Below are 20121 nucleotides of genomic sequence, written 5' to 3' on the forward strand. Positions count from 1 at the left end.
TTATTCGTTTAATACTGGCTTATAAATTAATAACGACTGGACTCATCGCCTGGGAAATACAAAGTTTAATCTGGGTGTTATTGCCATGATCAACCTCACCGGTCAGGACATTACGCACCGAGCCACTGACTTTGGTACAGGAACAGGTATTACAGATTCCCATCCGGCAACCATGAGCAGGACGCAGGCCTGAATTTTCAGCGCTTTCCAGCAAGTTGGACTGAGCCTGAAACACTTGCTGCGATCTTAAAAACTGTACCGGCTGTGCTTTAATTTTTTCATCGACCACAATCTGGAAATATTCCGAATGAAAATTGGATTTCAATTCCAGTTTATCAACGATTTTCAGTGCAGCTTTCATCATCCCGGCAGAGCCACAGGCATATATTTTTCGTTCTGCAACATCTGGCACCAGTTTTTGCAATAATCTTTGATTCAGATGCTGTTGCTGTTCCCGTGTATTAAAATGATGATATTTCAAGTTTGGATGCATTAAAGCCAGGGTTTTCAATTCAGCATGAAAGGCATCATCGCGAGTAAAATAAATCAGGTCGATCTGTTCCAGGGACTGGATCACTGCTTTTTGCAGCAAGGAATATATTGCAGTAATACCACTGCCGGATGCCAGAAATAAGGTTGGCTGGCTAGAGTTTTGCAGTATAAAGTCACCTTGCGGCTGCGAAATTTCAATGACAGCCCCGATTTGCATCTGGCTCAAGGCGCGTGACACTTTGCCTTGCTGTTTCACCGCAATAATCAGATCACCATTTTTTAATACCGTCACCACAGAATAATATCGCTGATGACGTACACCATCGAGTCTTATTGTTACTGCAATATGCTGGCCAGCCTGAAATGACCTGGCTTTAAAATTATGATTCGGGCGCAAGTGAATCTTGAAAAAGTCAGGACTGATGGCCTGAATGCCCATAATGGCCGCTTTAACTTTTTTAAACGCCCAGGTTGGATGGATTTTTTCACCAATAAAATCAATGAAATCTTCACGAACCCAATGCGGCTGATAGGTCGGCATACTTGTCATTTTTATCCCCTTATCCGCAGACAGTAATATTAATGTACAACTGTCTATTTATTATGTTGTCAGCATAAAGTGTTTTATAATTCAGACCATATCAATACAGGTCAAATTATGTGCTTATCAAACATAATAGAGCTTTTTGTCGGACAATATGAAGCAAAAGCATCTGCTGAAACTATAGTTTTTAGAAAAAGGGATTTTTATATCTGTTAATTCTGCTAACTCTATATAAAAAGCTGACTTTTATAAGGAAATCAATTCTGAGTGATTTTTTTGCTTGTAAGATCGTCATGCGATACATTATTTGTCATCTCTAGTAATTTGAATTGATAACATAGCATCCTTAAATTGCTAACCGTATATATTAGCTTCTCTAATTATTGCTAAGTTAGTTTTATTCTTTTTAGACAAATTCGTAAAGGGTAGTTTTTTAAAGAATAGTTGAAATGTATGGCAATATACCAACCATTCTTCTGACTCTATTTCCTGGCTGTGTTATTGGTTGTTTTTGATAAACTTAAAAGACAAAGAATTAGTCTATGAAAAAAATATTATATATCAGCATTTTATCTTTTGCACTAACCTCGGTATCTTTGTTTTATCAAAGATACATCCCTATTAATCGTATAGTGGTAGATCAAATTGAGGAAGTACATAGACTTGCAGGAGGATTTCCTTTTGTATTCTTAATTGATGGAGATTTTACATCACCTGCTAATAATATAAGTGTGTTATTTATTTTCTGGGATCAAGATGAATTTCTCTTTAACTATTTTCTTTTAAATTATTTATTTTGGTTAAGTGTTTTATTAGCTTTTTACTTTATGAAAAAGAAATTTAAGATTTTATAATTTTCTAAAACCAATGTCCTAAAACTCCATATATAACTTTAAAAATCAATGATATGAGTATTTATAAAAAGCCTATCCTCTCTAGAATAGGCTTTTCTTATGACAAAAGATATGTTATATATGGCTCAATCAAAATTTCATGTTGAGGCTCTAACCGACAGCCTGCTCTAAAAGAATATTCCCATAGAGTTCCCGCAAATCTTTTTTCAGCATCTTACCAGTTCCACTCAGGGGAATTGAGTCTACAAAAACCACTCTGTCTGGAACCTGCCATTTAGCGACTTTATCAGCATAATAATCGAGTAGCTCTGTCTCACTCAGCTGACTGTCCGATTTTTTAATTGCAATCAATACCGGACGTTCATCCCACTTTGGATGCTGGGCGGCAATCACCGCCGCCATCGCAATTTCCGGATGTCCCATGGCAATATTTTCCAGATCCACCGATGAAATCCATTCGCCGCCAGACTTGATTAAATCTTTGGAACGGTCACTGAGTTTCATAAAACCATCTTGATTCAAGGTGGCAATATCACCGGTATCAAACCAGCCATCAGCAGTCAGCGCTGATTCCTCCTTGCCAAAATAATGATTGATGACCCAATGCCCTTTCACCTGTAAATTTCCTGTGGTATGTCCATCACGTTCAATTTCATGTGTCCCTTTTTCTGCATCGGTCAAACGCAGATCTACTCCGAATGGCGGACGGCCTTGGGTCAACCGAATCTGCTGTTTTTCTTCATCTGATAGCTGCAAATGTTTGGTCTTGAGCTGATTGGCAGTCCCCAGCGGACTGGTCTCGGTCATGCCCCAAGCGTGAATCGTTTCACAATTAAACTGTTCCTTGAAAGTTCGTAACATTGCCGGTGGACAGGCCGAACCGCCGACTACATTACGTTTCAGACTTTCCAGCTTGGAACCTGACTGGTTTGCTGCGGCAATCAAACCCTGCCAGATGGTTGGCACGCCAAGCGCCACTGAAACTTTATACGTATCAATCAGATTCACCAGACTAACACCATCAAGACCTGGCCCCGGCAGTACCAGCGTACATCCCACCATGGCCGCCGCGTATGGCGTGCCCCATGCATTCACATGGAACATCGGCACCACTGGCAACATAATATCGGCAGCCGAGACATTTAGTGAGTCCGGTAAAATGATGGCATAGCTATGTAATACAGTAGAGCGATGACTATATAGCACGCCTTTAGGGTTGCCCGTGGTTCCTGATGTATAGCACAGTGAACTGGCTGAGTTTTCATCAATGATTGGCCATTCAAATTCTGTGTGTTGACTGGCAATCAGATCATCATAAAATTGCACTTCTGGAATGGCTTCAGTGACGCTCGGATCGGCAGCATCCAGACAGATAAAATGCTCGACTGAGGTCAGCAGCGGTTTTACCGCTTTGATTAAAGGTACAAATGTTTTATCAAAGATGACCACACGATCTGCCGCATCATTCATAATAAAAATCAGCTGCTCCGGAAACAGGCGCGGATTAATGGTATGACAGACCAGACCGCTGCCAGAAATAGCATACCAGGACTCTAAATGGCGATGATTATTCCAGGCAATGGTGGCAACCCGATCTCCCTGTTCCAAGCCGAGTTGTTGCAATACCTTGGCAAAACGTTTCGAGTTTTGATGAATTTCGCCCCAGTTAGTCACCTTAATGCTGGTGTCGGTATTTTTGGAAATTACCTCGGTATCGGCATGATAGCGCCCTGCATGTTCAATCATGCTGCTGATCAGTAAAGGCTGAAACATCATATTTCCGAGCATTGTCCACTCCTTTGTGCTTGTTATTGGTCCGTGTATTCGTATCGTTGTTATATAGACATGATGGGGTGGCCTAAGACCGTGACATAGTTTTTATCATCATGTGGACTGAATTTAGCAAGTAAATCTGAATTTGTAAGTATCGAATTGTGACAAATTAAGAGAAGTGACTCAGGCGTATAAAAATTAGAATACGATTGATGGAGAGGTAGAGAATTTCTCTAGAAAGGTTGAGGCCTGATATTCAGTTTAATGATCATGTATTGAGTTCATGTCGACCCGATTAATACAACCATCCCATTTGAATGGAAATATTTACTTGGATACTGATCTTAGAAGAACAGTACAGCAGATCGATAGAACGCCAGCTTGAAAATAGACTGACAACCACATTAAACTTAATTTGTTATATTGAGCACCTTGAAATATGCTATAAATCAAAATAATTAGAACAGTCTTAGTTCAAGCAAGTGTATGTATAAGTCTGAAAAACTGGCGCAGAATATCCGTCAGATGATTGAAAACGGCGTATGGAAGGTACATGAAAAATTACCTTCACTCCGCGAACAGACCCAATTGTCTGGCTATAGCCTGATGACGGTACTCAATGCTTATCAGGAACTTGAAGCGCAAGGTCTGGTTTATGCCAGAGATAAATCCGGCTATTACGTTGCAGAGCGTTCTACAGATCTGGTCAACAGCAAACAACCAATCCAGATTAGTTTAAGCCCAAAAGTTCAAATCAACTCTGTGGTATTTAATTATTTAAAATCGATCCAAGCAGCAGAAATTGTGCCTTTTGGTTCCGCATTTCCCAATGCAGAGCTGTTATATAACGCCAAATTTATGCAGATTCTGGCGCAGCAGGCCAAAAGAAAAAGCAGTTATAACAACCAGAATCATATGCCGCCTGGCAATCAGGATTTACGCCAACTGATTGCTAATCGTTACCAGTTGCAAGGCATTGCTTGCCATGCAGATGACATTGTCATTACATCTGGAGCATTAGAAGCACTGAATCTGTCTTTACAGGCATTGACCCAACCCGGTGATTTTATCCTGCTGCAACAAACCATATTTTATGGGGCCTGGCAGGCAGCCGAGCGTTTGGGGCTACAGGTGATTACTATCCCTGAGCATCCGCAATTCGGTTTTGATCTAGCATCATTTGAACAGGCTTTGAAACAGTATCCGATCAAGGTGTGCTGGCTAATGCTGAACGCGCATAATCCGATTGGCTTTACTGTTAGTTCGGAAATTAAACAGAGAATTGCTGAACTTTTGTATGAATATCAGGTCTATTTAATTGAAGATGATGTTTATCAGGAGTTGAATTATGGTTCATCCAAACCGCTACCAGTTAAATATTTTGACCAGCATCAGATGGTGCTGCACTGTGCTTCATTTTCCAAAACACTAGGCATGGGCGCACGCGTCGGTTGGGTCTATGCCGGTCCATTTTCCGATGTCATTCAGCATTTGCAGCTCATGAGCACTTTAACGGTCAGTCCCTTACTCCAGAACACGCTGGTAGAATTTATTTCGCATCATCATTATGAAAAACATTTACGACAGCTAAGACATCATCTGGAAAAATATAAAAAGAAGTTTTATCAGGATCTCAAAAACCGCTTAGCGCCTACATGTAAAATTTACTATTATTCCAGTGGTTATTTTCTCTGGATCGAATTGCCAAATGGTCTAGATGGACAGGTGCTTTATGAGCAACTGATTCAGAAAGGTATTTCAATCGCCCCTGCATTATTGTTTAAACCGGATCATGCCAGTCAGCATTATATGCGCCTGAATTGTTCTTTTGAATGGACCGCCGAGATAGAAAATGCAGTGAATCTTTTAGCAGATACCATTCAGCAGAAATAGAAAAGCGTGAATGAGTTCATCCACGCTTTTTTTAGGTCAAGATACCCGAATTTACAAGCATCTTAGAAGTTGTAAATGGCAACCGCATTGATTCGGTTGTCTTCACCTTTGTCACTGCCATTTGTAGCTGGAGCTAAAGCTGTACGTTCACCATAGACATATTCCAGACCAAAACTGAGTGGCTTGGTTGGGCTATAGAACACGTTTGCCCACGCTTGCCAGAGGTCTTTGTTGGCTCTAGTTGCATTAGATTGCGCTGCATCAGCTGGCGTCGAAGCAATAAGCGCATCGGTATAACGTTGATCATCATCAAAACTCATATAACCATAGCCTAAAGTACCGCGCAACTTGTCATTAAATTGCTGGGTTAAGCCCACCGAAATCGAATCGAATTCACTTTGTAACAGATCACCATTTACAGCTGTAATTACACCCGTATTGGCATTCGAGATAAAGCTACTATCGCCTTTGACATGATAGTAGTCGGCTTTTAAAGTCGTCCCCGGCACAATGTCATATTTCGCCCCCAGCCCCACGCCCCACGCCATTTCTTCATCTTCATTCACGCGCTTTTCATGACCCATGGCACGTGCGCTGACTGCAAAATTATCGGCAAATTTATGATTTAAACGTGCGGTTAAAGCCGGTAGGCGTTGTTTGATCCCAGGATTCGTATCTTTCGGATCTTCAACTGCAACGACCAGATTGGTTTCAGGGCTGAAAGTGCTGGTGTGGCGCACTTGTGGTGTGCGTTTAATCGAACCCCCAGCATATACCAGAGCATCTACAGTTTCCGGAATATAGTCTGGCGTGGCAAAGTTTGACCAGGTTTGACCGATCAGCCAGTTAGCATAGCTGATATAAGCATGACGAATTCGCAGGTTGTCAAAGCCGGCTCCACCTAAAAAGTCCACCTCAACTTTACCGCTGAGTGCTTTATCCCCAGCACCTACAGGTGCTTTAAAATCCATCCCTAAACGCGTGGCAGAAAGTGTCGACTTAAACTCATCACTACGCTCCCCAGCACCTTCAAGTGGTACTGAACCAATCTGGTTGAACATGCGTGCTGCTGACCCACCTTCAGCCTGATAAGATGCATCGGCACGAATGTTTCCGTATAGATTAAACTCGGCACCACTGGCGATTTTCATCACCGGTTTGCTGGCTAGAGTTGCAGGTGTAGATGCGACGACCGGCGCAGTTACAGCCGCTTTCTGAACGTGCTGCTGTTCAATCAAGGCACGTAAGGCCTGAACTTCCTGGCGTAGTTGTTCAATTTCCTGCTGACTGCTCTGCGTGGTTTGTGCTTGAACCGATAAGCTCATGCTCCCCATACTGATTGCAATCATGCTCATCAAAAGCGTGTGTTTTCGTGTTGGCTTATTGATTGTTGTGGTGAATAGTGTCGTGTTCATCCTAAACTCGCTTTTTATTGTTCGACTAGATTCTAGCAACAGATCACCACCCGTTACGATGGCGATCTATATCATTGGTAATACTATCTTTATTAACTATAGTTTAATTCATTAACTGGTCTTTTCTGCCAGTGAATCTGGCTGAATAGTCTTCGCCGTAAGGGCTTGACCATCTACAGAGCTTTTTAAGTTCACCAGGAAAATTGCCAGCGCAGCAATCACGCCAGGAATCGCAATAGCAAAGAAGTTCATTTGATGCGGTAAATTCATGGTTAATAAAGCACCGGTCAGTACCGGACCAACAATCGCCCCAATACGTCCAATCCCTGATGCCCAGCCCATGCCGGTAGAACGCACCGTCGATGGATAATATTGCGCAACAAAGGTATAGAGTAGAATTTGTGAGCCAATCGTTGCAGCACCTGCTATAGCAATCAAGGTATAGAGCACAAACTGTGGACTGTTAAAGCCAAGCAAGATCAGGGCGATTGCTCCGCATAAGAACATGATCGTGAGGACTTTTTTGATGTGGAAACGATCTGCCAGATAACCACCGCCAATTGCACCGACCATCCCCCCAATATTTAATGCGAACAGGAAGATCATACTGGCACCTAGCGAGTAACCGGCCTGAATCATCAGTTTAGGTAACCAGCTTCCCAAGGCATAGACCATTAATAGGCACATAAAGAACGCCAGCCAGAACATGAAGGTACTGAAGCTGCGACCTTGTTGAAATAGTGCTTTTAATGGGGCTTCATCGCCTTTTTGTACTTCATTCAGTACAAACTGGGTGTCACTGGTAATAACCTGTGTCGGAGATATTTTTTGAATAATATCATTTGCTTGTGCAGTCTGTTGCTTGTTGGTCAAGTACATCAGCGATTCTGGCAAGTATTTCCAAAGAATTGGCAAAAGTAACAGTGGAATACCGGCTAACAAGAACATGATTTTCCAGCCATATTGTGGCACCAGCCATGCACCTAACAGCGCAGAGGTCATACCGCCAATTGCATAGCCACTAAACATTAAGGCCACCAAAGTACTGCGGATACGCTTAGGCGCATATTCGGTCATCAAGGCCACCACGTTCGGCATAACCCCGCCAATCCCTAAGCCGGCAAGGAAACGTAAGATTCCGAATTCGACCGGTGATGTCGCAAAAGCACCGATGAATGTGAATCCACTAAAAATAGCCACGCACATCATGATGGTTTTTTTACGACCTAACTTATCGGACAAGGTTCCAAAAGTCATGGCACCAAACATCATGCCAAATAATGCGGTACTGGCCAGCATCCCGGCTTGCACTGTAGTTAATGACCATTCTTGCATCAACAGAGGCAAGGCGACCCCATAGATCACCAGATCATAGCCATCAAAAATAATGATCAGCAAACACCAGATCAGCACGCCCCAATGAAAGGGCGTGAACTTTGCTTCATCAATCAGCGTATTTATATTCACTTTATTTGTAGACATCTCCACCTCCAGATTGTGAAGTTCAATTTATGAAAGCCACAATGAAGAAGATGCAGAATAATGTCCAAAACTGAATAGGCATGCCTTTATACCTATAAAGTCTGATTCAGGCTAAGCATTTAAATTAATTAAAAAATATATTATTGAATCGTGGAATATTTTTTAACATAGGCCGATAAACTTGCCAAGAGCTGCTGATTGCTGTGCCTCTTGAAATGATTGATTGGACTTAAAACACCGAACGATCATACTTTAATGCTTCAAGATCATAGACTTGATAGACAGCATCAAATAGGTAGCGGATATATTCACTTTCATCCATATTACGCATCGCCATAAAGACAGGACTCACAGCAAATGCATCTGCTAAAGGTATAAAGTTGAGATGGGCCAATTTAATATTTTGTGCACTTTCCGGCGCGATACAAACACCCTCTCCCGCCGCTACAAAACCGAGTGCCAGCTGCAATTCGCGTACAATCCGCAGATTTTTAGGCTCTAATCCATACTCAGAAAATATGCCGCGCACCTGGGTGGCAAAATTAGCCTTTCCCGTATTCGGATATAAAAACAACTGCTGATCGACCAGTTCAGATAAATGTAGGCTCTCACGTTGAGCCAATACATGACTGGCATGCGCTGCCACCACTAGACGCTCTTCACGCAACAACACCCGCTTTATGGCCGGATCCGAGATTCTTAAGCGGCCAAAACCGACATCTATACGGCCTTCTTTGAGGGCCTGAATCTGTTCATAAGTATTCATTTCCATCATCTCGATTTTGAGATAAGGATGCTGCTGTTTAAACAAAAACAGAATACGCGACAGCAAACCGAACAATAAAGAACCAACAAAACCGATGGTAATGGTGCGATCTGCAATGCCGATGCGCTTGGTCATCGACTTAATTTCTTCCGCATTAGACAAAAGTTTAACAGCGTGCTGATAGAAGAACTGACCTGCTTCTGTGGTCTTCAATGGACGGCTACCACGCTCAAATAACTGAATATCCAGCTCTGCTTCAAGGTTTTGGATCTGTCTGCTTAAAGGAGGCTGAGCAATAAATAGTTTTTCTGCCGCTTTAGTAAAACTTTGCTCTTCTACCACTGCAACAAAATAGCGTAAATGTCTAAGTTCCATGATCTAGAATACCTTTAAAGTATAAAAAAATGCTAAATCGATCTTAGACCAATCAACATTATTCTTTTAAGGTATATCAAATCGAAGCATTAAAGCAAGAATGTGAATCCGTATTATGTATAAGTCAGTTGAAACCTTGCTGGTAGAAATCCCGACCATTCGCCCTCACAAGATGGCTGTGGCGACGATGCAAACCCAGACCCTGGTCTTAGTTAAAATCACCACTGAAGATGGTTATATCGGTTGGGGTGAGGCAACGACGATCGGCGGCTTAGGTTATGGTGATGAAAGCCCGGAAAGCGTTAAAGTCAATATTGAAACTTATTTCGCCCCCCTTTTAAAGACATTATCCGGTTTAAATGTTGCACAAACATTACAAGCGATCAAAAAGAATATTAATGGTAACCGTTTTGCCAAATGCGCGATTCAGACTGCCCTGCTAGATATTCAGGCACAGCGCATGCAGCAGCCGCTCAGTGAAGTCTTAGGTGGCCGCTTACGTGACAGTATTCCAGTGCTTTGGGTCTTGGCTTCAGGCAATACAGAAAAAGATATTGCTGAAGCAGAAAAAATGATTGCAGCAAAACGCCATAACATTTTCAAACTCAAAATTGGTTCCCGTCCAGTTGAAGAAGATGTTGAGCATGTGCTGGCGATTAAAAAAGCCCTGGGCAAAGACATTTCGATTCGTGTCGATGTCAACCGTGCCTGGTCAGAATTAGACGCCATTAAAGGAATTCAGTTGCTGCAAGACGGCGGTGTTGATCTGATTGAGCAGCCATGTGCGATTGATAACCTCGATGCAATGCGCCGTCTCACCCGACGTTTTGATATTGCCATCATGGCAGACGAATCTTTAATGGGCCCACATTCAGCCTATGAAATTGCAAAACAAAACGGTTCATCTGTTTTTGCAGTGAAAGTTGCCCAGTCAGGTGGTCTGATCGAAGGTTGTGAAGTCGGAAATATTGCCAAACTTGCAGGAATCGATCTGTACGGCGGCACCATGCTGGAAGGTCCGGTCGGCACGATTGCTTCGGCACATGTATTTTCAACCTTTGAAACATTAGCTTTTGGTACTGAACTGTTTGGTCCTTTGCTACTGACTGAAGATATTTTGAAAACCCCACTCAACTATCAAAACTTTGAACTTGAGATTCCGAAAGGATCTGGTCTGGGGATTGAGTTGGATGAAAACAAGATTGACAACTTGCGTCGTCAATAATTCGAGGAGATACCCATGCTTTTCCATGTACGGATGGACGTGAACATTCCACAGGATATGCCAGTGGAACAGGCCAATGAAATCAAGGCCATTGAAAAAGCCTATTCCCACGACTTGCAACGTCAGGGTAAATGGCGCCATATCTGGCGAATCACTGGCCAGTATTCAAACATCAGTATTTTTGATGTTGAAAGCAATGAAGAATTGCACAGCCTGCTTCAGGGCCTGCCACTCTATCCCTATATGAAGATCGAAGTGATGGCATTGAATCGTCACCCTTCTTCTATTCGTGATGACGACAGCTAATTAAGAATATGGGAATTGGGGAATAACGTTATTCCCCTTCCCACAGCAAGACCAGAGGGTAACCAAACAAGGATTGTGGCCAGCAAGATTTAGCCAGCCAGAGCAAGCTAAACAGCGCGCCACATAAAAGAATGTAGATATACTGAGGAGTAATAGTATGAATCGCCAAGAAATTGATGCATTAGTAAAACAAATGAATGTCGACACTGCGACAGGTCCTGTAGATGAGCGTGTACAGCAAATTACTGTACGTTTACTCGGTGATCTTTTCCAGGCGATCGAAGATCTTGATATTTCACAAACTGAATTGTGGAAAGGTCTTGAATACTTTACTGATGCAGGCCAAGCAAACGAGCTAGGTCTATTGGCTGCAGGTTTGGGTCTAGAGCATTACTTGGACCTACGTGCTGATGAAGCAGATGCAAAAGCAGGAATTAGCGGTGGTACACCACGTACCATTGAAGGCCCACTTTATGTCTCAGGTGCACCAGAGTCAGTTGGCTTTGCACGTATGGATGATGGTTCTGAATCAGACAAAATCCCAACGTTGATCATTGAAGGGACAGTGACGGATACTGAAGGCAATATCATCGAAGGCGCTAAAGTTGAAATTTGGCATGCCAACAGCCTAGGGAACTATTCATTCTTTGATAAGTCACAGTCTGATTTCAACTTACGTCGCTCTATCTTCAGTGACCAAGACGGCAAATACGTTGCACTCACAACAATGCCGGTCGGTTATGGCTGCCCTCCAGAAGGTACCACCCAGTTTGTACTGGACAAATTAGGCCGTCACGGTAACCGTCCATCGCATGTGCATTACTTCGTATCTGCACCGGGCTACCGCAAGCTGACCACTCAATTCAACATCGAAGGCGACCAGTACCTGTGGGATGACTTTGCATTCGCGACTCGTGAAGGCCTGGTGGCAACTGCGGTGGATGTGACTGATGAAGCTGAAATTGCAAAACGTGGCTTAAAAGGTCCTTTCAAACACATCCAGTTCGATATTGAACTTGTCAAAGAACAAGCTGCTGCACCAACGACTGAAGTTGATCGTCGCCGCGCTAGCGCTTAATACAACTATAGAAGCGGGGTATGTTTCAAAGATATATCCCGCTGACTTCCCCCTTGGAAAGTCGGAGAAAGGACATGCCTCGTATTCCCGTAATTAACACCAGCCATTTAGACCGCATTGACGAATTACTGGTTGATGATTATGAATCTGGTGAATTTAAACTACACCGTTCAGTATTTACAGACCAGGCCCTGTTTGACCTTGAGATGAAATACATCTTTGAAGGTAACTGGGTTTATCTGGCACATGAAAGCCAGATTCCAAACAATAACGACTTCTATACTACTTATATTGGTCGTCAGCCGATCATCATTGCACGTAACCGTCAAGGTGAACTGAATGCCATGATAAATGCCTGTTCGCATCGCGGTGCACAATTGTGCCGTAACAAGAAAGGCAATAAAGCAACTTATACTTGCCCATTCCATGGCTGGACTTTCAATAACTCAGGTAAGTTATTAAAAGTCAAAGATCCGGCTGAAGCGGGTTATTCAGACTGCTTTAACAAAGACGGCTCACATGACCTGAAAAAGGTTGCCCGTTTTGAAAACTATAAAGGTTTCCTGTTCGGCAGCTTGAATCCGGATGTTCCTTCTCTGGAAGAATACCTGGGCGAAGCGACCAAAATCATTGACATGATCGTGGATCAGTCTGAACAAGGTCTGGAAGTTTTACGTGGTTCTTCGACTTATACCTATGAAGGTAACTGGAAGTTGACTGCTGAAAACGGTGCTGATGGTTATCACGTGTCTGCTGTACACTGGAACTATGCTGCAACGACTCAGCAACGTAAAGAAAAAGAAGCTGGCGACAACATCCGTGCCATGAGCGCAGGCGCATGGGGCAAACAAGGCGGTGGTTCTTACGGCTTTGAACATGGTCACATGCTGCTTTGGACGCAATGGGCTAACCCGGAAGACCGTCCTAACTTTGCCAAGAAAGATGAATACACTGCGCAATATGGCGAAGCCATGGCGAAGTGGATGATCGAACGTTCACGTAACCTGTGTATCTATCCAAACGTTTACTTCATGGATCAGTTCGGTTCACAAATCCGTGTCCTGCGCCCGATTTCTGTCGATAAAACTGAAGTGACGATCTACTGTATCGCACCTGTAGGCGAAGAGCCTGAAGCACGTACCCGTCGTATCCGTCAGTATGAAGATTTCTTTAACGCTTCAGGTATGGCGACACCAGACGATCTTGAAGAATTCCGTGCTTGTCAGGCAGGTTATGCCGGTATCGCGCTGGAATGGAACGATATGTGCCGTGGTTCTAAACACTGGATTCAAGGTCCGGATGATGCTGCCAATGAAATCGGTTTAAAACCAAAACTGTCTGGTATTAAAACTGAAGATGAAGGTCTATACCTGTCTCAGCACCAGTACTGGTTAGAATTGATCAAAAAAGGTATTGCGACCGAGAAAGAAATTGCAGCATCAACTGAAGGAGAAAACGCATGAGCGACATCACTTTAGAAAATATTGCTCAGTTCCTGTATCAAGAAGCCCGCTTTTTAGATGATGAACAATGGGATGACTGGTTAACTTGTTATGCCCCTACTGCGTCTTTCTGGATGCCAGCTTGGGATGATGATGACAAGCTGACCACAGATCCACAGTCTGAAATCTCGTTGATTTATTATCCAGACCGTCAAGGTTTAGAAGACCGCGTGTTCCGGATCAAGACTGAACGTTCATCAGCAACCATGCCGGATACACGTACCTGCCATAACCTCAGCAATATTGAAATTGTTGAACGTGATGGCGACAAAGTGACTGTACGTTTTAACTGGAATACTTTGAGCTTCCGTTACAAAACAAGTTACAGCTACTTCGGTATGTCTCGTTATGAAATCGATTTCTCAGGCGATAAACCGCAAATTTTAAGCAAATACGTGGTACTGAAAAACGATTACATCAACCAGGTTATCGACATTTATCACCTCTAAGACTGTTTATACAGCTAGGTTATGCCTTTCGGTCAGATGGAAAATTGGCTGAAAGGCTCAGTTACAAAGATTTATATAGGATATTCAGCCATGTCAAACCACAATGTTGCACTTCAATTTGAAGATGGCGTTACACGTTTTATTTCTGTTTCAGATGGTGAAACACTGTCAGACGCAGCCTACCGTCAAAAGATCAATATTCCTTTGGACTGCCGTGATGGTGCTTGTGGAACGTGTCGTGCGTTTTGTGAATCAGGTTCTTATGACATGCCTGAAGAAACTTATATTGAAGATGCTTTAACTCCTGAAGAAGCCGCTGAAGGCTTTATTCTGGCTTGTCAGTGTAAACCGACTTCAGATGCAGTGTTCCAGATTCAAGCCTCTTCAGAAGTCTGCAAAACTGAAATTCATGCCTTCCAGGGTACTTTGGCACGCGTAGAGAACTTATCTGACTCGACTATTACTTTTGATATTCAGTTAGACGAAGGTCAGGCAGACATTCACTTCCTTGCAGGTCAATATGTCAATGTCGGTATCCCGGGAACGACTGAAACCCGTTCTTATTCATTCAGTTCAAAACCAGGTAACCGTTTAACCGGGTTTGTGGTACGTAACGTGCCAAACGGTAAAATGAGTGAATTTTTAAGCGTCAATGCCAAAGCTGGCGACAAAATGACTTTCACGGGTCCATTTGGTAGCTTCTACCTGCGTAATGTGACCCGTCCAGTGCTGATGCTGGCGGGTGGTACAGGGATCGCGCCGTTTATGTCGATGCTGCAAGTCTTAGAAGAAAAAGGTTCAGAACATCCAGTGCGTCTGGTGTTTGGTGTGACCAATGATTTTGACCTGGTAGCGATTGAAAAACTAAATGAGCTGCAGGATAAATTCCCTTGGTTCGAATACCGTACTGTGATTGCGAATCCAGAATCTAATCATGAGCGTAAAGGCTATGTGACCGGTCATATCGAAAAAGAATGGCTCAATGCGGGTGATGTGGATATTTATCTGTGTGGTCCTGTGCCAATGGTTGAAGCAGTTCGCGGCTGGTTAGATGCTGAAGGCGTTAAACCTGCAAACTTCCTGTTTGAAAAATTCTCTGCAAACTAAGTTCAGACTGAACCGGAGAATAGAATGAACCGTGCAAAAAGATTTGAAAATAAAGTCGTGATCGTGACCGGTGCTGCCCAAGGCATCGGGCGCGGTGTGGCGCTGCAAGTGGCAAGCGAAGGCGCACAAGTCGTCATGGCGGATCTTTCCCCTTTTGTAGAGGAAGTTCTGGCTGAAATTAAAGCCAATGGCGGTGATGCGATTACTGTCAAAGCCAATCTGGAAACCTTTGCCGGCGCAGAATCTGTTGTCGCTAAAGCGCTGCAAACTTATGGCCGTGTCGATGTCCTGATCAACAATGTTGGTGGCGCGATTTGGATGAAGCCTTTCGAAGAATTTTCTGAAGAGGAAATTATCAAGGAGGTGAACCGCTCACTGTTCCCAACGCTGTGGTGCTGCCGTGCAGTTCTTCCAGAAATGATTCAAAATCAGAAAGGTACAATTGTAAACGTATCTTCTATTGCGACACGCGGCATTAACCGTGTGCCATATTCGGCATCTAAAGGTGGTGTGAACGGCCTGACTGCTTCCCTTGCCTTTGAACATGCCAAAGATGGAATTCGTGTTAATGCGATCGCAACTGGCGGTACCGAAGCACCACCGCGTAAAGTGCCACGCAATGCCAATCCACTGACTGAGTCAGAAAAAGACTGGATGCAGCAAGTGGTTGATCAGACCATTGACCGTACTTTTATGGGTCGCTACGGTACGATTCAGGAACAAGTGAATGCAATTGTATTCCTGGCTTCGGATGAATCATCGTATATGACTGGTACTGTCGTACCGGTCGGTGGTGGTGATCAGGGCTAAGTCCTGATCATGACTTTTTTAACAGGATCATGGTTTGACGCAAGGAGGCACATCACCAATGAATAACCTGTTTCACAGTTTAAAAAATGATTGGTCAATTTCAGCGACTGTTGCAGGATTTTTAGCAGTGCTGATTTCCTATTCAGGTCCACTAATCATTTTTTTCCAGGCTGCTCAACAAGCCCAAGTTTCCCCAGACATGATGATTTCATGGATTTGGGGAATTTCTATTGGTGCTGCACTTGCCGGTATTTTCTTATCGATTAAATACAAAATACCGGTGGTGACTGCCTGGTCTGCACCCGGAACGGCTTTATTAGTCACGCTTTTTCCTGATATTTCGCTCAATGAAGCGGTTGCTGCCTATATCACCTCTGCCGTGGTGATTTTTTTCATTGGGATCACCGGTTATTTCGACAAATTGCTGTCCTGGATTCCTCAGGAAGTGGCTGCCGGAATGATGGCCGGGATTTTATTGCAGTTTGGTTTAGGTCTGTTTACGGCAACCGATACCATGCCCTACATTGTGTTCGGCATGCTGGCAGTATTTTTACTGGCCAAGCGTTTCAGCCCACGCTATGCCATGGTTTGGGTATTGGTGGCAGGTGTGGTTTTAAGTCTGTTACTCGGTAAAATTAACCCGGTGACCGCTGATTTTAGCTTGGCGATTCCACAATTTATTGCCCCGGAATGGACCTGGAACTCGACCTTGAATCTGGCACTACCGTTGATTTTAGTCAGTCTTTCTGGCCAGTTTTTACCAGGCATGAGCATTATCAAGCTCAGCGGTTATGACATGCCGGCCAAACCTATTATTAGTGTGACCAGTATTGCTTCGCTTGCGGTGGCCTGTGTAGGCGGTATTACCATTGTACTGGCCTCAATCACGGCTGCTTTATGTTTGGGTAAAGACGCACATGAGCTGAAAGAAAAACGTTATATCGCCGGTATCGCGAATGGGATTTTCTATATTTTAGGCGGTTTATTTGCCGGCAGCATCGTCATGCTCTTTAGCCTGATGCCTAAAGAATTAATTGCGGCTCTGGCCGGACTGGCATTGCTCGGTGCAATTGCCACCAATATTTCCGTTGCAATGGGCAAAGAATCACAACGTGATGCTGCCCTGATCACATTTTTGGCGACTGCATCTGGTATGCAGTTCCTTGGACTGAGCTCAGTCTTTTGGGGGATTTGTATTGGTTTGGTGGCGCACTTTGTATTGTCACAAAAAGACCGTAACGCTGTTTCGCTTGCAGCATCAGATTCAAAATGAGTTTAAAGACATCCATAAGTTTAGGATATGAAAGGACCAGATTATGATAGATAAAAGTTCATTATCATTGAAAGAAGCACTCTCCCAGATCAAAGATGGTTCAACCATCATGATTGGTGGTTTCGGTACAGCGGGTCAGCCTGCTGAACTGATTGATGGTCTGATCGAATTGGGTATCAAAGACTTAATTATCGTCAATAATAATGCCGGCAATGGCGACTACGGTTTGGCGAAACTGCTGAAAGCCGGGGCTGTACGTAAAATCATTTGCTCTTTCCCGCGTCAGTCGGATTCCTGGGTATTCGATGAACTTTACCGTGCAGGTAAGATCGAACTGGAACTGGTGCCGCAAGGTAATCTGGCTTGCCGTATTCAGGCCGCAGGTATGGGCTTAGGTCCAATCTACACGCCTACCGGTTTTGGTACCTTGCTGGCTGAAGGCAAACCGACTTTAAATTACGAAGGCAAAGACTTCGTTTTAGAAAATCCAATTAAAGCAGATTTTGCTTTGATCAAAGCCTCTAAAGGCGACCGTTGGGGCAATCTGGTATATCGCAAATCTGCCCGTAACTTTGGCCCGATCATGGCGATGGCCGCAGATATCACCATTGCTCAGGTGTCTGAAGTCGTGGAACTCGGTGCACTGGATCCAGAGCACATCATTACCCCTGGAATTTTTGTTCAACACGTTGTTCAAGTTAAACCTGCACAATAATTGGCATCGGAGATAAATAATGAGCTATAGCAAACTGACCCGTGACCAGATCGCTGAACGTGTGGCACAAGACATTCCTGATGGTGCTTATGTCAACCTGGGCATCGGCTTGCCAACCAAAATTTCCAGCTACCTGCCTTCAGATAAAGATGTATTCCTGCATTCTGAAAATGGCCTGTTGGCTTTTGGTCCTCCTCCTGCTGAAGAAGACCGTGATCCAGAGCTGATCAATGCTGGTAAAGAATTCGTAACCTTACTGGAAGGGGGTTCATTCTTCCATCATGGTGATTCCTTCGCGATGATGCGTGGCGGTCATTTAGACATCGCAGTATTGGGTGCCTTCCAGATTGCTGAAAATGGTGATCTGGCCAACTGGCATACTGGCGCACCGGATGCGATTCCGGCTGTTGGCGGTGCAATGGATTTGGCTGTGGGTGCCAAGAAAGTCTTTATTACCACCGATCACGTCACGAAGAAAGGCGAGCCAAAAATTGTGGCTGAACTGTCTTATCCGGCGACTGGTTTGAAATGTGTGGATCGTATCTATACCGACCTGTGTGTGATTGATATCACTAGCGAAGGCATGAAAGTGATTGAGAAAGTCGAAGGTCTGTCATTCGAAGAATTGCAGTCATTGACTGGCGCCAAGCTGATTGATGCGACTCAAAACTAATTCATAAATCCTCCCTAAATCCCTCCTTTATTAAAGGAGGGACTTTCACCCTTTAAATTCAGGGAAAAACGCCTCCCTTTAGTAAAGGGAGGTTGGGAGGGATTCAAAGATTTGGAAAGTAAAAACATGAAAAACGCATATATTATCGATGCCATCCGTACCCCATTCGGCCGTTATGCCGGTGGCCTCGCTCCTGTTCGTACTGATGATCTCGGTGCACTTCCAATCAAGGCCTTAATAGAACGTAATCCATCGGTGAACTGGGAACAGGTCGATGATGTGATCTATGGCTGTGCCAACCAGGCCGGTGAAGATAACCGTAACGTTGGCCGCATGTCAGCGCTGCTTGCAGGTGTGCCTTATCAAGTGCCTGCAACTACAGTCAACCGCCTATGTGGTTCATCGCTAGATACTATCTCCATGGCTGCGCGTGCGATTAAAGCGGGTGAAGCCCATCTGATCATTGCCGGTGGTGTCGAGTCAATGTCTCGTGCACCCTTTGTCATGGGCAAATCAGAAACCGCCTATGGCCGTAGTCAGAAAATCGAAGATACCACCATGGGCTGGCGTTTCATTAACCCGAAACTCAAAGACATGTACGGTGTAGAAACCATGCCGCAAACGGCTGAAAATGTCGCTGAACAGTTTGGGATTAACCGTGAAGATCAGGACAAATTTGCCCTGAGCAGCCAGCAACGTACAGCCGCAGCACAAGCCAAGGGTTTCTTTGATAAAGAAATCATTCCGGTGGTGATTCCACAACGTAAAGGCGATCCGGTGGTCGTAGATAAAGATGAACATCCACGTGCCTCTACCACTGCAGAAGCTCTGGCAAAACTGAAACCTGTGGTCAAAGCAGATGGTACAGTTACAGCCGGTAATGCTTCAGGCATTAACGATGGTGCTGCCGCCCTACTGATCGCGTCTGATGAAGCGATTGCGCAATACGGTTTAAAACCACGTGCCAAAATTATTGGCTCAACAGTTGTGGGTGTTGAGCCGCGCATCATGGGCTTTGGCCCGGCACCTGCTATCAAAAAGCTACTTGCTCAAACCGGTTTAACGCTAGAGCAGATGGATGTGATCGAGCTGAATGAAGCTTTTGCGGCCCAAGCACTGGCATGTACCCGTGATCTAGGCATTGAAGACGGCTCGGAAAAAGTCAATCCGAACGGTGGCGCAATTGCCTTGGGTCATCCACTCGGCGCATCTGGTGCACGTCTGGTGACCACTGCCTTGAACCAGCTGGAACAAACTGGCGGTCAATATGCACTATGTTCAATGTGTATTGGTGTCGGTCAAGGTATTGCTTTGATTATCGAACGCGTCTAAAAGCACGATCACTTAATAAAAATTTCCCCTCCCTTTTTTTAAAGGGAGGTCGGGAGG

General features: G+C 44.2%; 18 protein-coding genes. 13 read left to right on the plus strand and 5 right to left on the minus strand.

The window, feature by feature from the left end; all coding sequences use genetic code 11:
• Positions 1–19: 19 nt before the first annotated feature.
• Positions 20–1042, minus strand: a complete 1023-nt coding sequence (locus FTU42_RS14760) for a flavin reductase family protein (RefSeq protein ID WP_218949814.1) — start codon at positions 1040–1042, stop codon at positions 20–22.
• A 536-nt stretch (positions 1043–1578) separates the two neighbouring features.
• On the opposite strand from FTU42_RS14760, the gene FTU42_RS09225 reads away from it, so the two are divergent.
• On the plus strand, positions 1579–1890 hold the full coding sequence (locus FTU42_RS09225) for a hypothetical protein (protein ID WP_005096948.1): 312 nt from the start codon (positions 1579–1581) through the stop codon (positions 1888–1890).
• A 150-nt stretch (positions 1891–2040) separates the two neighbouring features.
• On the opposite strand, the gene FTU42_RS09230 is transcribed toward FTU42_RS09225, so the two are convergent.
• Positions 2041–3678 (minus strand): long-chain-fatty-acid--CoA ligase, encoded by a 1638-nt coding sequence (locus FTU42_RS09230; RefSeq protein WP_180083303.1) that lies wholly within the window; start codon positions 3676–3678, stop codon positions 2041–2043.
• A 471-nt stretch (positions 3679–4149) separates the two neighbouring features.
• Between FTU42_RS09230 and FTU42_RS09235 the strand changes: the two genes are divergently transcribed.
• Positions 4150–5556 (plus strand): PLP-dependent aminotransferase family protein, encoded by a 1407-nt coding sequence (locus tag FTU42_RS09235; RefSeq protein WP_180083304.1) that lies wholly within the window; start codon positions 4150–4152, stop codon positions 5554–5556.
• A gap of 62 nt (positions 5557–5618) precedes the next feature.
• Here the strand turns inward: FTU42_RS09235 and FTU42_RS09240 are convergent, their stop codons facing one another.
• From FTU42_RS09240 to FTU42_RS09250, 3 genes are all read right to left on the minus strand, one after another.
• Entirely contained in the window at positions 5619–6971 is a 1353-nt protein-coding gene (locus tag FTU42_RS09240; RefSeq protein ID WP_180083305.1) for a DcaP family trimeric outer membrane transporter, read from the minus strand.
• A gap of 111 nt (positions 6972–7082) precedes the next feature.
• On the minus strand, positions 7083–8453 hold the full coding sequence (locus tag FTU42_RS09245; protein ID WP_100357612.1) for an aromatic acid/H+ symport family MFS transporter: 1371 nt from the start codon (positions 8451–8453) through the stop codon (positions 7083–7085).
• 229 nt (positions 8454–8682) lie between these two features.
• A complete protein-coding gene (locus FTU42_RS09250; RefSeq protein WP_005096953.1) occupies positions 8683–9594 on the minus strand; it encodes a LysR family transcriptional regulator in 912 nt (303 codons plus the stop codon).
• Positions 9595–9709: 115 nt separating this feature from the next.
• Here FTU42_RS09250 and FTU42_RS09255 point away from each other — a divergent pair, with 115 nt between their 5' ends.
• The 11 genes from FTU42_RS09255 (at position 9710) to pcaF (ending at position 20064) form a co-directional block, all read left to right on the plus strand.
• On the plus strand, positions 9710–10819 hold the full coding sequence (locus FTU42_RS09255) for a muconate/chloromuconate family cycloisomerase (RefSeq protein WP_005170827.1): 1110 nt from the start codon (positions 9710–9712) through the stop codon (positions 10817–10819).
• A 15-nt stretch (positions 10820–10834) separates the two neighbouring features.
• The gene (gene catC / locus FTU42_RS09260) at positions 10835–11125 is read left to right on the plus strand and encodes a muconolactone Delta-isomerase (RefSeq protein ID WP_005170825.1); all 291 of its coding nucleotides are present in this window, start codon (positions 10835–10837) and stop codon (positions 11123–11125) included.
• A gap of 157 nt (positions 11126–11282) precedes the next feature.
• On the plus strand, positions 11283–12203 hold the full coding sequence (gene catA, locus FTU42_RS09265) for a catechol 1,2-dioxygenase (protein WP_005170822.1): 921 nt from the start codon (positions 11283–11285) through the stop codon (positions 12201–12203).
• Positions 12204–12277: 74 nt separating this feature from the next.
• Complete coding sequence (gene benA, locus FTU42_RS09270) at positions 12278–13666, plus strand: benzoate 1,2-dioxygenase large subunit (RefSeq protein WP_005096958.1); 1389 nt, start codon at positions 12278–12280, stop codon at positions 13664–13666.
• The gene (gene benB, locus FTU42_RS09275; RefSeq protein ID WP_005096959.1) at positions 13663–14154 is read left to right on the plus strand and encodes a benzoate 1,2-dioxygenase small subunit; all 492 of its coding nucleotides are present in this window, start codon (positions 13663–13665) and stop codon (positions 14152–14154) included. The genes benA and benB overlap by 4 nt, the downstream gene beginning before the upstream one ends.
• Positions 14155–14244: 90 nt before the next feature.
• The gene (benC, locus tag FTU42_RS09280) at positions 14245–15261 is read left to right on the plus strand and encodes a benzoate 1,2-dioxygenase electron transfer component BenC (protein WP_005170812.1); all 1017 of its coding nucleotides are present in this window, start codon (positions 14245–14247) and stop codon (positions 15259–15261) included.
• A 24-nt stretch (positions 15262–15285) separates the two neighbouring features.
• Complete coding sequence (benD, locus tag FTU42_RS09285) at positions 15286–16071, plus strand: benzoate diol dehydrogenase BenD (RefSeq protein ID WP_180083306.1); 786 nt, start codon at positions 15286–15288, stop codon at positions 16069–16071.
• A 58-nt stretch (positions 16072–16129) separates the two neighbouring features.
• Positions 16130–17344: a benzoate/H(+) symporter BenE gene (benE, locus tag FTU42_RS09290; RefSeq protein ID WP_180083307.1), complete on the plus strand. Its 1215-nt coding sequence runs from the start codon at positions 16130–16132 to the stop codon at positions 17342–17344.
• A gap of 43 nt (positions 17345–17387) precedes the next feature.
• Positions 17388–18059 carry a 3-oxoacid CoA-transferase subunit A gene (locus FTU42_RS09295; RefSeq protein WP_005096964.1) on the plus strand — a complete coding sequence of 224 codons (672 nt, stop codon included), beginning with the start codon at positions 17388–17390 and terminating at the stop codon, positions 18057–18059.
• Between the two features lie 19 nt (positions 18060–18078).
• On the plus strand, positions 18079–18732 hold the full coding sequence (locus tag FTU42_RS09300; protein WP_159515746.1) for a 3-oxoacid CoA-transferase subunit B: 654 nt from the start codon (positions 18079–18081) through the stop codon (positions 18730–18732).
• 126 nt (positions 18733–18858) lie between these two features.
• A complete protein-coding gene (pcaF, locus tag FTU42_RS09305; RefSeq protein ID WP_005096966.1) occupies positions 18859–20064 on the plus strand; it encodes a 3-oxoadipyl-CoA thiolase in 1206 nt (401 codons plus the stop codon).
• Positions 20065–20121 lie beyond the last annotated feature (57 nt).

The organism is Acinetobacter sp. YH12102, from assembly GCF_013419125.1.
Classification (GTDB): Bacteria; Pseudomonadota; Gammaproteobacteria; order Pseudomonadales; family Moraxellaceae; genus Acinetobacter; species Acinetobacter pseudolwoffii.